This is a genomic window from Rahnella contaminans (assembly GCF_011065485.1).
GTDB lineage: Bacteria > Pseudomonadota > Gammaproteobacteria > Enterobacterales > Enterobacteriaceae > Rahnella > Rahnella contaminans.
This window is the reverse complement of record NZ_JAADJS010000004.1, coordinates 225879-238106: the sequence shown is the minus strand read 5'-3', so window position 1 is coordinate 238106 and position 12228 is coordinate 225879. Positions and strand designations below refer to the sequence as shown.

Annotated in this window: 11 protein-coding genes; 7 read left to right on the top strand and 4 right to left on the bottom strand. The window is 52.3% G+C overall.

Annotated elements, in window-relative coordinates:
• Window positions 1–15 precede the first annotated feature (15 nt).
• Window positions 16–351, bottom strand: coding sequence for a universal stress protein UspB (gene uspB, locus GW579_RS18335; RefSeq protein ID WP_152327585.1), 336 nt, complete (start codon window positions 349–351; stop codon window positions 16–18).
• 337 nt (window positions 352–688) lie between these two features.
• Here uspB and uspA point away from each other — a divergent pair, with 337 nt between their 5' ends.
• Entirely contained in the window at window positions 689–1129 is a 441-nt protein-coding gene (gene uspA / locus GW579_RS18330; RefSeq protein WP_014333460.1) for a universal stress protein UspA, read from the top strand.
• A gap of 62 nt (window positions 1130–1191) precedes the next feature.
• On the opposite strand, the gene rsmJ is transcribed toward uspA, so the two are convergent.
• The gene (gene rsmJ / locus GW579_RS18325; protein WP_152327586.1) at window positions 1192–1938 is read right to left on the bottom strand and encodes a 16S rRNA (guanine(1516)-N(2))-methyltransferase RsmJ; all 747 of its coding nucleotides are present in this window, start codon (window positions 1936–1938) and stop codon (window positions 1192–1194) included.
• Window positions 1939–1947: 9 nt separating this feature from the next.
• Window positions 1948–4011 carry an oligopeptidase A gene (prlC, locus tag GW579_RS18320; RefSeq protein ID WP_165060912.1) on the bottom strand — a complete coding sequence of 688 codons (2064 nt, stop codon included), beginning with the start codon at window positions 4009–4011 and terminating at the stop codon, window positions 1948–1950.
• A gap of 338 nt (window positions 4012–4349) precedes the next feature.
• Here prlC and GW579_RS18315 point away from each other — a divergent pair, with 338 nt between their 5' ends.
• The 6 genes from GW579_RS18315 (at window position 4350) to gorA (ending at window position 11279) form a co-directional block, all read left to right on the top strand.
• Entirely contained in the window at window positions 4350–5681 is a 1332-nt protein-coding gene (locus tag GW579_RS18315) for a 6-phospho-beta-glucosidase (protein WP_165060909.1), read from the top strand.
• Complete coding sequence (locus GW579_RS18310; protein ID WP_206738970.1) at window positions 5678–6931, top strand: PTS sugar transporter subunit IIC; 1254 nt, start codon at window positions 5678–5680, stop codon at window positions 6929–6931. Before GW579_RS18315 ends, GW579_RS18310 begins: the two co-directional genes overlap by 4 nt.
• Window positions 6932–6956: 25 nt before the next feature.
• A complete protein-coding gene (locus tag GW579_RS18305) occupies window positions 6957–7994 on the top strand; it encodes an oxidoreductase (protein WP_165060905.1) in 1038 nt (345 codons plus the stop codon).
• A 106-nt stretch (window positions 7995–8100) separates the two neighbouring features.
• Window positions 8101–8829 (top strand): GntR family transcriptional regulator, encoded by a 729-nt coding sequence (locus tag GW579_RS18300; protein ID WP_165060902.1) that lies wholly within the window; start codon window positions 8101–8103, stop codon window positions 8827–8829.
• Window positions 8830–8907: 78 nt separating this feature from the next.
• Entirely contained in the window at window positions 8908–9750 is an 843-nt protein-coding gene (locus GW579_RS18295; RefSeq protein WP_013573521.1) for a 23S rRNA (adenine(2030)-N(6))-methyltransferase RlmJ, read from the top strand.
• 176 nt (window positions 9751–9926) lie between these two features.
• Window positions 9927–11279 carry a glutathione-disulfide reductase gene (gorA, locus tag GW579_RS18290; protein ID WP_152327593.1) on the top strand — a complete coding sequence of 451 codons (1353 nt, stop codon included), beginning with the start codon at window positions 9927–9929 and terminating at the stop codon, window positions 11277–11279.
• 67 nt (window positions 11280–11346) lie between these two features.
• On the opposite strand, the gene cho is transcribed toward gorA, so the two are convergent.
• On the bottom strand, window positions 11347–12198 hold the full coding sequence (gene cho, locus GW579_RS18285; RefSeq protein ID WP_152327594.1) for an excinuclease Cho: 852 nt from the start codon (window positions 12196–12198) through the stop codon (window positions 11347–11349).
• Window positions 12199–12228: the final 30 nt, after the last annotated feature.

Below are 12228 nucleotides of genomic sequence, written 5' to 3'. Positions count from 1 at the left end.
ACGATTTTAGACGTGTCAGTACCAGATCAACATGGCCATCATACTGATAAGAATCAGTCCAACCAGACATGTCGTCAGGACAAACTGGCCGCGTACTCTTTCACACCGGCGGATAAACTCAGGGTCGTGATGTTCAACATAGCGCTGAGCATAAATATAGCGAACCAGTCTTATCTGCTTGCCGGGCTGGCCGTGGGAAGTAAAGAATCCCCCGCCGTCCACGTACTGATACAGCAACGGATCACAGCCCCGCAGCACCACCAGCAACGCGCGCAAAGACGAGTAATAACGCAGCATATTCACCACACACACAAAACATAAAGCCCAAAACAGCGCAACGGGACTGATCATGATTCCCCCTCAAGGCGAACTGACACCGCGCAATGCCGCTCAAAATCTGCCGCACACCCGACGTTTCGCCCTGCCTTTCCGCGATTTCACACCCCCGGGCAACGTTCGCCCGCCCTCTTTTCTTATCACAGAAGAATGCTAAAGCAGGAGAAGCCTGCATTATTGAGTGTAGGAAACGAATCTGTAAGTGTTCATATTATTTGTATCTATAGATTGTCAGATTAGGAAATGGGATCTGTATGCTTGATTTGTCTCACCATTTTGGCGCTATACTGACGTCATGACATTCGCATGATGCTGATATAGCTTTTAACTGACTTATGGAAGGAGTTTTCTTATGGCTTACAAACACATATTGATTGCTGTTGACCTCTCACCTGAGAGCAAAGTTTTAGTCGAGAAAGCGGTTTCCATGGCGCGTCCGTATAACGCCAAGGTGTCCCTGATCCACGTTGATGTGAACTATTCAGACCTCTACACCGGCCTGATTGACGTGAACCTGGGCGACATGCAGAAACGTATTTCCGAAGAAACGCACCACGCGCTGAACGAGCTTTCGCAAAACGCCGGTTACCCGATTTCAGAAACCCTGAGCGGCAGCGGTGATTTAGCCCAGGTGCTGGTCGATGCCATCAACAAATACGGCGTGGATTTAGTGCTGTGCGGCCACCACCAGGATTTCTGGAGCAAGCTGATGTCCTCTGCACGCCAGCTGATCAACACCGTCCATATCGACATGCTGATCGTGCCATTGCGTGACGAGGAAGAAGAAGCGTAAGACGCGACGTCTGCGCGTTGATGAGAAAGAGGTGCCAGTGGCACCTCTTTTTTTATGGGAATTTACAGCGGCGTATAAATATCAAACCGGTGGCTTTTCGTGACAACCGCAGCCTGCGCAGCGATGTCCGCCATCGGTGGCGCATAGTCAGGGCGTTTCACTACAATCCTTTTGGTCGCTAACCTGCGCGCAGGTTCCAGCAGGCCATCGGCATCTTCGTCCGGGCCAACCAGCCCCTGAAACACGCGCATCTCTTTCTTCACCAGTGCACTTTTTTGTTTGTGCGGATACATCGGATCGAGATACACCACTTCAGGCTTTGGCGAAAGCTCAGAGAGCGCGGTCAGGCTTGAAGCATGCAGCAACGTCATGCGTTCACGCAGCCACGGGCCGATTTCCGCATCACGGTAGCCACGCGCCAGCCCGTCGTCGAGCAAAGCCGCCACCACCGGATTGCGTTCCAGCATCCGCACTTTGCAGCCCAGAGAGGCCAGCACAAACGCATCGCGGCCCAGACCGGCGGTGGCATCGACGACATCCGGCAGATAACTGCCTTTGATGCCGACCGCTTTTGCCACCGCCTCACCGCGTCCGCCGCCAAATTTACGACGATGCGCCATCGTGCCGCCGGCGAAATCGACAAAAATGGCACCGAGTTTTGGCTCGTCGCGTTTGCGTAATTCCAGACGCTCAGGCGTCAGCACCAGCGCCATCACGGCATCCGGGTCGGACGTCAGATTCCAGCGCTGCGCCAGAACAGATAAGGCGCCTTCATCGGCGCCTTCTTCACAGAGTAAACACACACTCACAGGCAGAAATTATCCTTTGATACCGTAATGGCGCAGCATAGCATCCAGTTGCGGCTCACGCCCGCGGAAGCGTTTGAACAACTCCATCGGCTCTTCGGAACCGCCGCGCGACAGAATATTATCCAGGAACGACTGCCCGGTTTCGCGGTTAAAAATCCCTTCTTCTTCGAAGCGGGAATAGGCATCAGCAGACAGCACTTCCGCCCACAGATAGCTGTAGTAACCCGCCGCATAACCGCCTGCAAAGATATGGCTGAAGGCGTGCGGGAAGCGTCCCCAGCTTGGTGACGGCACAACCGCAACCTGCTTCTTGATTTCTGCCAGGGTTTGCAGGATTTGCGCGCCTTTTGCCGGGTCATATTCCGCGTGCATGCGGAAATCGAACAGACCGAATTCCAGCTGACGCAGAATAAACAGCGCCGCCTGATAGTTTTTCGCGGCCAGCATTTTATCCAGCATCTCTTTCGGCAGCGGTTCGCCGGTTTCGAAATGCCCGGAGATGAACGCCAGCGCGTCCGGCTCCCAGCACCAGTTTTCCATAAACTGGCTTGGCAGTTCGACGGCGTCCCACGGCACACCGGCAATTCCGGCAACGCCTGGCGTGTCGATGCGGGTCAGCATATGATGCAAACCGTGGCCGAATTCGTGGAACAGCGTGGTAACTTCGTTGTGCGTAAACAGCGCCGGTTTATTGCCGACCGGGCCGTTGAAGTTACAGGTCAGATACGCGACCGGCTTTTGCAGTTTGCCGTCGGCTTTACGCATACTGCCGACGTAATCGTTCATCCAGGCTCCGCCACGCTTGTGTTCGCGGGCATACAGGTCGAGATAGAAACTGCCGCGCAAATCGCCGGATTCATCGAACAAATCGAAGAAGCGCACGTCTTTGTGCCAGGTTTCCACGTCTTTGCGTTCTTTGGCGGTGATGCCGTAAATGCGTTTCACCACTTCGAACAGCCCTTCCAGCGCGCGTTGTTCAGGGAAATACGGACGCAGTTGCTCGTCATTGATGGAGAACAGATGCTGTTTCTGTTTTTCGCCGTAGAACGGCAAATCCCAGGCTTCCATTTCGTCCACGCCAAAATGTTCTTTCGCAAAAGCACGAAGCTGCGCCAGTTCACGTTCGCCTTGCGGGCGGGCACGCGTCGCCAGACCGCTCAGGAAATCAATCACCTGTTTCGGGCTTTCGGCCATTTTGGTGGCCAGCGACATATCCGCGAAGGAATCAAAACCTAACAGCTGAGCCAGCTCGTGACGCAGCGACAAAATCTCTGCCATCACTTCGCTGTTGTCCCATTTACCGGCATTCGGGCCCTGATCGGACGCACGGGTGCCGAACGCGCGGTACATTTCTTCACGCAGCGCACGGTTTTCGCCATAGGTAATCACCGGCAGATAGCTCGGGATATCCAGCGTCAGCAGCCAGCCTTCCTGTTCTTTCGATTCGGCCAGCGCTTTCGCCGCCGCCAGTGCGCTTTCCGGCAGGCCTTTCAGTTCGGCCTCATCGGTAATCAGCTTGCTCCAGCCCATCGTGGCATCGAGCACGTTGTTGCTGTACGTCGAACCCAGCTCAGACAGACGCGCCGAAATTTCGCCGTAGCGTTTCTGTTTTTCGACCGGCAAACCAATGCCGGATAACTCGAAATCACGCAGCGCGTTATCAATCGCTTTTTTCTGCGCAACGGACAGCGTAGTGAAATGCTCGCTGTCTTTTAAATCGCGATAAGCCTGATACAAACCGGCGTGCTGCCCGGTCCAGGTGCTGAATTCAGATAAAATTGGCAGACATTGCTCGTACGCTTCACGCAGTTCCGGGCTGTTTTTGACTGCGTTCAGATGCCCGACCGGCGACCAGATACGGCTCAGACGGTCGTCGCTTTCCGCCAGCGGCTGGCACAGATTTTCCCAGGTATAAGGCGCGCCCTGAGCGACCACGCGTTCAATCGTCTGGCGGCTTTCTTCGATCGCAGATTGCATCGCAGGGACGATATGTTCGGGTTTGATCGCAGAGAAAGGCGGCAGGGAGAACGGTGTTAAGAGCGGATTATTCGACGCATTTTGCTGTTCAGTCATAGGGCCAGTCCTTCGTTAATTCGGGTGGGTTTGATGCGCCTGAGGCGCACCACGCCGTGAATTCGGGTCGTCTTAAAGATGACGTAACTTCTAACATGCGGTCAAGTTGCGGCGAAATCAATGGGCCGGGCAAATTCGTCGGCTCAGAAGAAGTTATTAACCGCATCAATAACTCACATCTCAAACATCACTCTCAATTTGGATCCGCCTCGCATTTTTCATCATGAGTTCTGCCCGTCAGATAAACCTTATTTACAGCAGGGTTAATCATGTTATTTTTCATCTGGCATATGCCAGTTAAGCTCTCTCGAAAAATCACATCATGGACAGAAACGAAAATGAAAAAACTCAAGATTGTCACGCTGGGCGGCGGATCGAGTTACACGCCGGAACTGATTGAAGGTTTTATCCGCCGGTACGATGAATTACCGGTCACCGATTACTATCTGGTGGATATCGACGCGGGCGCGGAGAAGCTGAAAATTGTCGGGGAACTGGCAAAACGCATGGTGAAAAAATCAGGATTACCGATGACGGTTCACCTCACTACCAACCGCAACGAAGCATTGTTTGACGCGGATTTCGTCACCACGCAGTTACGCGTCGGCCAGCAGGAAGCACGCATTCACGATGAAGCCATTCCACTGAAATACGGCGTTCTCGGGCAGGAGACCACCGGTGCGGGCGGCTTTATGAAAGCTCAGCGCACCATCCCCGTCCTGCTGGATTTATGCCGTGATATGGAAAGGCTTTGCCCGGAGGCGTGGTTGATCAACTTCACCAATCCCGCCGGAATTGTCACGGAAGCCATCGAAAAATATTCCCCAATAAAAACGCTGGGCATCTGCAGCGGCGCAAACAACATGATGATGGAGATTGCAGGCGTTTACGGCGTTGAGCGCCGCGACGTTTACGCCAGAGTAATGGGGCTGAACCACCTGATTTTTGCCGATCAGATTGCGGTAAAAAGTCAGGACGTCACCGCCGGATTTATTGAAATGCTGGCGAAAAGCGCGGGCGGCAGCTCGTTAAAAAATGTCCCGGACATTGGCTTACCGCCTGATTTTATCCGTGCGCTCGGCCTGTTTCCGCTCTCGTACCTGAAATACTTTTATCTCAGCCGGGAAATGGTCGAACACAGCCTTCAGGACTGTAAAGCGCACGGTACACGCGGCGAGCAAACCCGAGAAATAGAACGAAAACTCTTTGAAATTTATAAAAATCCTCAGCTTGAGTCCAAACCGAAAGAGCTGGAAAGCCGCGGCGGCGCGTATTACTCGGAAACGGCCTGTTCCATCATCAGCTCAATTTATAACGATAAAAAAGAAATCCACGTCGTGAATACGCCAAACCGGGGCGCAACGCGCGATCTGGACGATGAAAGCGTGGTGGAAACCAACGCCATGATTGACCGTCAGGGCGCGCATCCGCTGGCTTATGGCCGCCTGCCGGTGAAAGTTCGCGGGCTGATCCAGAGCGTTAAAGCGTTTGAAGAACTCACCGTTGAAGCCGCTGTCACCGGCGATTATTCCACCGCATTAATGGCGCTGTCGGTGCATCCGCTGATCCCGTCCGTGGATATTGCCGGGAAAATTCTCGATGAATATCTGGCCGTAAACCGGCCTTTCCTGCCTCAGTATAAATCCGGCAAGGGGGGGAAAATATCATGATGAAGTTTTTAGAATCCCGCGTGGTGCCCTGTCTGGTGAAAGTCGGGGAAAACGTGATTCTGGTCGCCGTCAGAAACGGCATCACGCTGACATTGCCGTTTATTATTTCCGGTAGCGTGTTTTTAATTATCGCCAACCTGCCTATTCCCGGCTGGACGGAATATCTCGGCACTTTTGGTACGGCGCTGAATGTACCGGTTATCGTCACATTCGGCATTATTGGTTTGATCTCCGCAATCGGCATCAGTTACAACCTGGCAAAACATTACAAACTCGACGGGCTGACGTGCAGCGGTATTACCGTCGCCGTTTTTCTGATGGCGCAGCTCGATGATAATTACCTGCTGAACGTCGATAACCTCGGCGCGTCGGGGTTATTTTCCGCCATTATTTTGTCGGTACTGACGGTATATATCATCCGCTTTTTCATTGAGCATAAAATCTATATCCGGCTGCCGGAAAGTGTGCCGCCTGCGGTGTTGCAGTCTTTCGTCAGCGTGATCCCGGCGTTTGTCTGCCTGGCACTGGTCTGGTTCGTCAGGGTGATTTTGCACTTTGATATCAACGCGTTCTTCACGATGATCCTCAGCCCGCTGGTGATTAGCCTGGGGACATTGCCCGGCATGTTAATTCTGGTGTTTCTGATTTCACTGCTTTGGTGTTGCGGAATACACGGCACCAACGTGTTATCGGGTATTACCGCGCCAATCTTCCTGAAATTCATTGTCGAAAATACGCAGGCTTATCTGAGCCATCAGCCGATCCCGCATATCTTTGCCGAAGGATTTTATAACTTCTTCATTTGTACCGGCGGCTCCGGCGCGACCATGGGTTTGGTGCTGGCGATGATGATGTCGAAAAGTCGTTATTATAAATCGCTGGGCCGCATGTCTTTTGCGCCGTCCCTGTTTTGTATTAATGAGCCGGTGATATTCGGCGTGCCGATGGTTTTCAATCCGCTGATGATGTTGCCGTTAATTGTCACGCCGATGTTGTTGTGTACGATGTCTTATTTCCTGATGGAATTTAATATTATTGGCCGCCCGGTATTACAGATCCCCTGGACCATGCCGCCGTTTCTGAATGCCTATTTCGCCACTGGCGGAAATATTCCCGCGGCAATCTGGTCAGGCGTCATGATTATTATTTCGACAATCATTTATTATCCCTTCTTCCGTTTGCTGGAAAAGAAACAACTGGCGGCTGAAACAGCCGAAATCCCGGCAAAAGTGGCACAGGTCAGTGCATAAACCTTCATACAGGGAGTCTATTATCATGACGATAAACAGTGCATTTATAGGATTCGGCAAAAGCGCTACGCGTTATCACTTGCCCTACGTTTTTCAGCGCCGCGACACGTTTCGCGTAAAAACGATTTTCGATGTGACCCGCCGCCCGGCGCTGGAAGCCGAAAGAGAATATCAGGGCATTCATTTCACCGACAGCCTGAACGACATTCTGCTCGATGAAAGCATCCGGCTGGTGACGCTGTGTACGCCGCCGGAAACGCACTACAATTTCGCCCGTCAGTGTCTGGAGCACGGGAAAAACGTCATCGTCGAAAAACCGTTTACCCGCACGCTGGCTGAAGCGCAGGCGTTGTTTGCCCTGGCCGCAGAAAAGGGTCTCACAGTCACGCCATTCCAGAATCGCCGTTTTGACAGCTGTTTTTTAGCCGCTAAAAAAGTGATCGACAGCGGCGTGCTTGGGAAAATTGTCGAGTTCGAAAGCCACTTCGACTATTTCCGTCCCGATGCGCCTGACGCACCCGGTGATTTCACCGATGGCGCATTTTACGGGTTGGGCGTGCATCTTATCGATCAGGTCGTCAGCCTGTTCGGCCGACCGGAATTCGTGCATTACGATATCCGCTCTGTCAGGAATAAAAATAACCCTGACGATACGTTTGAATTGCAACTTTATTACGGCGATATCAAAGCGATCGTGAAATGCAGCCATCTGGTCATGCAGCCTTATCCGAAATTCATTGTTAACGGTGAAAACGGGTCATTTATCAAACTGAATATCGACCAGCAGGAAACCTGTCTTAAAGCCGGAATAATGCCGGGCAGCCCTCATTTCGGGCAGGAGTCAGAATTCGGCTTGCTGAAATATCAGAATCAGCGCGGTGAAATTATCACTGAAAAAGTCAATGCCGGTACCGGCGATTATGGCCGCGTTTACGACGCGGTTTACGCCACGCTGGTGCATAGAAAACCGCCTTATATTTCGCAGCAGGACGTCATGACCACCATGGAAATTCTGCATCGCGCCTTTGAGCAACCGGCTCCGGCGCTGATAAAACTCCGTTAGCCCCTCAGCGCGCCGCGCATTTTTCACGGCGGCGCGCCCGGATGACACCTCTGCGTGTTCTGTTTATACTGCCCGAAAATAAACCGCTGCAAGAAGGCGTTACGCCATGGCCGCCCGTTACATTGATATTAAAAACAGCCTGAAACAGGCGATCCTCAATAAAGAATATCGTGTCGGGGATAAAATCCCTTCTGAGCGGGAATTAGCGGCGCACTACGACGTCACGCGCGTCACCCTGCAAAAAGCGATGCATATGCTTGAACAGGAAGGCTTCATCGAGCGCATCCACGGCAAAGGCATGTACGTCACCAAAGTGATTGAAGATAACGTTTATTTGCTCAATAACGGCACCAGCGATTCTATTCTGGGTTTTTCGCGTGAATTTAAAAATCAGGTTAAAGTCTCCAGCAAGCTGATTACGTTGAACAAAATCGCTGCGGGAGAATATATCGCCGCTCAGCTGGATATTCATCCGGATGACGACGTTCATTATATCCGCCGTATCCGGCTGGTTGATAATATCCCGGTGCTGATTGAAGACTCGTATATTCCCTGCGCTGTCATAACGTCAATTCCAGAAGCCGTTTTACAAGAAGCGTCTTTATATGAATATATTGAAAACAAAACGGGCCGGAAAATTAAATTCTATAATTCGGTGATCGAGGCCGCGCTGTTCGACGAAACGCTCTGCGCATTGCTGAACATTGAAACCGGTAGCCCGATGCTGAAAGTCTCCGGCGTCACCAAGCTGGAGGACGGCAAAGCCTTCAATTACTCCATCAGTTTTAACCGCGCAGACATGTTCAAAATTAAGAACAGCTGGGTCGGGAAGTAAGATGGCGGCGTTTTACGGGCAACTTGAAGGCCGAATGTTTATACTGTCCGCAATACGCCACTCCGGAATGATAAAGTTATGTTGAGTTACCGCCACAGTTTTCACGCCGGCAACCATGCCGACGTCCTTAAACACACCGTTCAGAGCCTGATCATTGAATCTCTGAAAGAAAAAGAAAAACCCTTCCTTTATCTCGATACCCACGCGGGTGCCGGGCGCTATCAGCTGAGTGGCGAACACGCCGAACGTACCGGCGAATATCTGGAAGGTATCGCGCGCATCTGGCAACGTGATGATATTCCTGAAGAACTGGCGGCGTATATGTCTGTCGTCAATCACTTCAACCGCAATGAAAACCTGCGTTATTACCCGGGTTCGCCGCTGATTGCCCGTCAGCTGTTGCGTGAAGACGACAAACTGCACCTGACCGAACTGCACCCGAGCGATTTCCCGCTGCTGCGCAGTGAATTCCAGAAAGATGACCGTACCCGCGTTGCGCGTGCCGACGGTTATCAGCAGCTGAAAGCTCAGTTACCGCCGCCGTCACGCCGCGGGCTGATCCTGATGGACCCGCCGTACGAAATGAAAACCGATTATCAGGACGTGGTAAAAGGCATTCAGGAAGGCTACAAGCGTTTTGCCACCGGCACTTACGCGCTGTGGTATCCGGTCGTGATGCGCCAGCAAATCAAAAAAATGCTGCGTGACCTCGAAGCAACGGGTATCCGCCGTATCCTGCAAATCGAACTGGGCGTGCGTCCGGACAGCGATCAGCGCGGCATGACGGCTTCCGGCATGATCGTGATTAATCCGCCGTGGAAACTCGAGCAGCAGATGAATAACGTGCTGCCGTGGCTGCTGAAAGTGCTGGTGCCTTCCGGCACCGGTCACACCACGGTTAACTGGGTTGTCCCTGAGTAAGTAAAGATTTCCCCCTCGCTGAGACCTTTTTCTAAGGTCTCAGCTATCAAACCTATTGCAGCCATCGATCCAAACTTTGCGACAAAACGCATTCACGCGCTAAACTCACAAGCAATTTTTAAGATTAGCGACGCCGGTATGGCGTTCTTCATTTTTGACAACTCATGGAAAATCCGATGACCAAACATTATGACTATCTGGCAATTGGCGGCGGCAGCGGCGGTATCGCATCAATCAACCGTGCAGCCATGTATGGGAAAAAATGTGCGCTGATCGAAGCTAAAGAGCTGGGCGGCACGTGCGTCAACGTGGGTTGTGTCCCGAAAAAAGTGATGTGGCACGCTGCACAAATCGCTGAAGCGATCCGCAACTACGGCCCGGACTATGGCTTTGATACCACCGTAAACAGTTTCAACTGGAAAACGCTGGTCGCCAACCGTACCGCTTACATTGACCGCATTCATACCTCGTACGACAACGTACTGGGTAAAAATAAAGTGGACGTGATCAAGGGCTTCGCACGCTTTGTTGACGATCACACCGTTGAAGTGAACGGCGAGAAGATCACGGCGGATCACATCCTGATCGCCACCGGCGGTCGTCCGAGCCACCCCCATATTCCGGGTGCGGAATATGGCATCGATTCAGACGGTTTCTTTGATCTGACCGAAATGCCAAAACGCGTTGCCGTGGTTGGCGCAGGTTACATCGCGGTAGAAATCGCCGGTGTGATGAACGCGCTGGGTGCTGAAACGCACCTGTTCGTGCGTAAACACGCGCCGCTGCGTACTTTCGATCCGCTGATTGTCGAAACGCTGGTGGAAGTGATGGAAACCGAAGGCCCGGCGCTGCATAAAGAATCCATTCCGAAAGAAGTGGTAAAAAATGCCGACGGCAGCCTGACGCTGAAACTGGAAAACGGTCAAGAATTTGAAGTCGACAGCCTGGTCTGGGCGATTGGCCGCGAACCGGAAACCGACAATTTCAACCTGAAAGCGACCGGCGTGAAAACCAACGAAAAAGGGTATATCGTCGTCGATAAGTTCCAGAACACCAGCGTAAAAGGTATTTATGCGGTGGGCGATAACACCGGTGCGGTTGAACTGACACCCGTGGCCGTTGCAGCAGGCCGTCGTCTTTCCGAGCGCCTGTTCAACAACAAACCGGAAGAACATCTGGATTACAGCAACATCGCCACCGTCGTGTTCAGCCACCCGCCAATCGGCACCGTCGGCCTGACTGAACCGCAGGCGAAAGAGCAGTTCGGCGAAGACAACGTAAAAGTGTACAAATCCGCATTTACCGCGATGTACACCGCTGTCACGCAGCACCGTCAGCCGTGCCGCATGAAACTGGTATGCGTCGGTAAGGAAGAGAAAATCGTCGGCATTCACGGTATCGGCTACGGCATGGACGAAATGTTGCAGGGCTTCGCGGTCGCACTCAAAATGGGCGCAACCAAGAAAGACTTCGACAACACCGTCGCTATCCACCCGACCGGTGCGGAAGAGTTTGTGACCATGCGTTAATTCGCGGGCATTGCGCAGTGACGTAATGCACTGAAAGGCTGCCGGTTGGCAGCCTTTTTTATTGCAGTCAGTCCAGCAAAATCACTTTCGAACTGTCCGTCTCGAACATCGGCCTGCAGAGAATTTTATAACTGTCGCGGTCAAAGTGCGGTACAGCGATATCAAAGGCTTTCGCGGCCTCCAGCGTTTTGACCGTGCCCAGATAAAACCAGTGATTGATGACGTGATAATCCGTCTGGCCGCTGGCTTCTTCGACGATAGCGATCCGACCAGGATATGGCCAGCTGCGGATTTTCAGGGTACTGAGCGCATTTCTGAGACGTTCCTGATGCGCCTCAGGCGTTTCTTTACCACAACAAACGCCCGCGCATTTGCCCAGTGAAAAGCGGAAACAAGCGCGGTTTTTCGTCAGTCTTTCCAGCCCCAGCGCGCCGTAACACAGCTTTTCCTGATCGGCGATATCGCGGATTTTCTCGATTGCCGACATTTTCGTTTTAAACAGGCCAAACAGATCTTCGCTGTGAGAAAAATCCACGTCATCACTAAAGACAATTTGCGCACTTAATCCCTGAAGCCGGATGGAACACAGCTTGCGGGCGGTGCGCAGGCGTTTGTTAAACAACGGACGCCGGGTTTTGATCAGGTCAGATTCCAGCAACAATGCTCCGATCTCACCGGTTGTTTCGATGTGTTCGATATCGCGGGTCATATGCAGAAGTTTGGCTTCAGCAGGATTGCGAAAGTGCGACATCACGCGGCTGCGGATATTCACGCTTTTACCGATATACAGCGGAAAGGCGTTATCGTCGCCGTAAAAAATATAGACACCGCTGCTGCCGGGTAGATTTTCTAAGGTATGACGAAGATGTTCAGGGTACTGGTAGAGCTCGGTAAAAAGCGCTTTTTCGGGATTCCACAAATTGGCTGACCTGTTTTCTCTGCTAACTTT

What these genes read in the sequence shown, in the direction of transcription:
- GW579_RS18305 (WP_165060905.1), top strand. Translation starts at nt 6,957, where the DNA reads ATGACGATAAACAGTGCATTTATAGGATTCGGCAAAAGCGCTACGCGT.
- GW579_RS18295 (WP_013573521.1), top strand. Translation starts at nt 8,908, where the DNA reads ATGTTGAGTTACCGCCACAGTTTTCACGCCGGCAACCATGCCGACGTC.
- GW579_RS18310 (WP_206738970.1), top strand. Translation starts at nt 5,678, where the DNA reads ATGATGAAGTTTTTAGAATCCCGCGTGGTGCCCTGTCTGGTGAAAGTC.
- GW579_RS18300 (WP_165060902.1), top strand. Translation starts at nt 8,101, where the DNA reads ATGGCCGCCCGTTACATTGATATTAAAAACAGCCTGAAACAGGCGATC.
- prlC (WP_165060912.1), bottom strand. Translation starts at nt 4,011, where the DNA reads ATGACTGAACAGCAAAATGCGTCGAATAATCCGCTCTTAACACCGTTC.
- gorA (WP_152327593.1), top strand. Translation starts at nt 9,927, where the DNA reads ATGACCAAACATTATGACTATCTGGCAATTGGCGGCGGCAGCGGCGGT.
- uspB (WP_152327585.1), bottom strand. Translation starts at nt 351, where the DNA reads ATGATCAGTCCCGTTGCGCTGTTTTGGGCTTTATGTTTTGTGTGTGTG.
- GW579_RS18315 (WP_165060909.1), top strand. Translation starts at nt 4,350, where the DNA reads ATGAAAAAACTCAAGATTGTCACGCTGGGCGGCGGATCGAGTTACACG.
- uspA (WP_014333460.1), top strand. Translation starts at nt 689, where the DNA reads ATGGCTTACAAACACATATTGATTGCTGTTGACCTCTCACCTGAGAGC.